The organism is Pedobacter sp. 01T416_2 (assembly GCF_056398925.1).
Genome location: NZ_JBFTQI010000731.1, coordinates 1 through 2,934, shown reverse-complemented (window position 1 = coordinate 2,934; position 2,934 = coordinate 1). Strand labels below are relative to the sequence as shown.

General features: G+C 34.5%; 3 protein-coding genes. 1 reads left to right on the top strand and 2 read right to left on the bottom strand.

Features of this window, described 5'->3' with window-relative positions:
* Positions 1-497: 497 nt before the first annotated feature.
* Both AC1DPQ_RS23245 and AC1DPQ_RS23240 read right to left on the bottom strand, forming a co-directional pair.
* Positions 498-1,181, bottom strand: a complete 684-nt coding sequence (locus AC1DPQ_RS23245) for a LytR/AlgR family response regulator transcription factor (RefSeq protein ID WP_477580419.1) — start codon at positions 1,179-1,181, stop codon at positions 498-500.
* Entirely contained in the window at positions 1,178-2,224 is a 1,047-nt protein-coding gene (locus AC1DPQ_RS23240) for a sensor histidine kinase (protein ID WP_477611017.1), read from the bottom strand. Before AC1DPQ_RS23240 ends, AC1DPQ_RS23245 begins: the two co-directional genes overlap by 4 nt.
* A 253-nt stretch (positions 2,225-2,477) precedes the next feature.
* Between AC1DPQ_RS23240 and AC1DPQ_RS23235 the strand changes: the two genes are divergently transcribed.
* On the top strand, positions 2,478-2,934 hold a 457-nt coding region (locus AC1DPQ_RS23235; RefSeq protein ID WP_477611016.1), incomplete at its 3' end, for a DUF5694 domain-containing protein.

Genomic DNA, 2,934 nt, shown 5'->3' with positions numbered 1-2,934 from the left:
CCAGAAATGATGATCCTGTAATTACCTCCTGCAATGCCTAAATATTCGCCTTCATTTTTATTAATGATTTTGATATTGGATTCCATCTTTCTTAGATTTTTTCCTGTATATTTTTACTCTTAAATCTATTAGTCAAGATCGTTCACGGAATGTCTGTACGATTATTACTCCGTTATCTGATTATCAGCCACCTTTCTTATTTCAAACCTCTTTCTTTTAAAAGGTTTTCTAATTCCTGATTGTTATATTTTGAGTTGTTTGTCAGCTTATAAATGAAAAATAAGGGGATGAGTGTTAAAAAGCCTAAACTGTTTTTCATCACGCTGTAAAATACAACACCGATCAGAAATCCAATTAATATGGCATCGGTTATGGCTGCCGATTCCCCTTTTTTTGCTTCTTACAGCAATTCTTTTTGGGGTTTTAATTGATATTTCGATTAAACACTAAAGCTTCATAAGTACAAAAGGCACTGGTGCTGATTTCTTACCACGAAGCTAACTATTCAACACCTGTTTTAAAAAATTATCCCTGTAAAAATCTCCGATAGGAATAATTGTATTGTTTAAGATGATATGTTGCTTGTGTATTTGCTCTATTTTAGCAACCGAAACAATATAGGATTTATGCATTCTTACAAAATTAATTGATGGTAATAGTTCTTCCATGCCTTTCATGGTCTGTAGGGCTGTAATTTTTCCCGACTTTAAATGTACTATTACATAATCTTTTAAACCTTCAATGTAAAGAATGTCGGAGAAATTAATCCGATGCATGCGCTGCTCAACCTTCAGGTATATAAATTCTTCTTTTAAAATTTCCTTTCCCTTAAACCTGTCTTTAACCTTAGCTATTGCAGTAAGGAAACGGCTGAATGTTAAGGGCTTTAAAAGGTAATCAACTACATGAAATTCAAAGCCCTGGATAGCGTATTCACTGTAAGCGCTGGTTAAGATAACAAGGCATTTGTGATCAATGATTTTCATTACCTCAATTCCGTTCAAATTTGGCATCTGGATATCAAGAAATAAAAGATCAACTGTTGAACTCTGAATAAATTCTATCGCTGAGAGCGCATCTGTTGTTGCCAACAACAATTGGAGACCAGTAACCTGTTCTACATGGTCTTTCAGTAAAGAAACGGCTAAAGGCTCATCATCAATAATTACACATCTAATCATTTAACATATGCTTTTAAGTTTAGTACGAGCGAAACCGAGTAATAACCATTATTTTCTTGAATAATAAGTGAATGTGCATCTGGGTAAAGTAGTTGAAGCCGCCTGCTAATATTTTCCAATCCTATACCTGTTGATTTCGTTTTGCTAACTGAGTATATTTTATTTACAGTGTTTAACATTAATTTGGTCTGTTGTGTCTTAATCGTAATCACGGCCTTATCCGAATTGGTGCTTAAGTCGGCATGCTTAAAAATATTTTCAATAAATGGCAGTAATAATAAAGGTGCGATAGTTAAGTCAATTGATTCCAAAATAAGATCCATAATCACTATATCGGGATTTTCATATCTGATTTTTTGTAATTCTAGGTAATCAATTAAATATTTTAGTTCTTTTTTTAAAGGTACCTCTGTTTCATTTTCATAAAGCATGTACCTCATCAGACTACTTAACTGCGCTAAAACCGGTAGTGCAGATTGTGGTTTAGTGGCAACAAGCGAATAAATATTGTTGATGGAATTAAATAGAAAATGAGGATTGACCTGAGCCCTTAAAAATGAGAGTTCCGCAATCCGATTCTGCAACTGGATTTCTTTTTTTTCTAGTTCTTTTCGTTTAACAAAATCAAAAAAGAAAAAAGCAAGCCCCCATACGGAATAATAAAAACTATAGCTAAAGCTATCCAAATAATAATACGCAAAACTCACATTTTTAGGGTAATTGCGAAACCCGCAAAAATACGGGCAGATAATCTGTTCTAGAAAGTACTTAACAGAAATTATGGCGAACAGAGAGAGTACGAAAGCGGAAATTGTTTTAAAGGCACCCCTAACTTCATACCATTTCGTGAAAATTAGATAACCTGCAAGAGATGTAGTACAAAAAACCAGGGAATGTAGGAGCCTTAAGATCTGAACCTGGGCATCTCTAAATATTTGGAAAGTCTGCTTTCCCTGCGCAATATCAGACAGGTCCTTTGCCAGGGCCGTTAAATAGTAGAACGCAATAAAGAAAAGAAAGAGATATAATATTTTTTTGGACATTGTTTTTTTTAACCGTGCTAATTTGAGGTATTTATAGCAATTCTTCAAGATAACAAAAGTGTTTGGTCGAACGAAACAACAGTTTGGTCGATCGCCGAGTTTAAAAACAGGTTATCCACCATAGTTTTGTAGCATAAATGATATTGTTATGCGAAATTATCTCTTTTACACCTGGTTAGCACTGCTTATTGCGGTTAATGGTTATGCTCAACCGAATCGATCTAAAATCCAAAGGCGGGTATCAGAAATTTTTATGGAAAATAAGCCAAAGCCACAGATACTGCTGTTAGGTGTATTTCATTTTGCTGGAGAAAAAATTGATACAAATACTACGCAAGCCGAGTTAAAGGTGGATATGCTTAGCGCGGATAGGCAGAAACAGATAAAAGGTCTTGTTGATCGGCTGGCTAAATTTAATCCAACAAAAATTGTTATTGAGRCTAGTCCACGCAGTGAGTTTTATTACGACTCCTTATATATCGCATACAGAAAAGGTAAGGTTATGATAGGGAAGGATATTGACCCTAGTAGTGAAGAGTTTCAACTGGCTTTTAGGCTTGCCAACATATTGAAATTAAAAAAACTCTACCCTGCAGATGCACAGCCTTTTCGATTCAGGTTAAGTAAAGCAGATTCCGTTTTAACTTACGAAAAGTATAAAGATCAATCCGATTCGTCGTTTATTTATTGGGACAAGCCTTATATAGAAC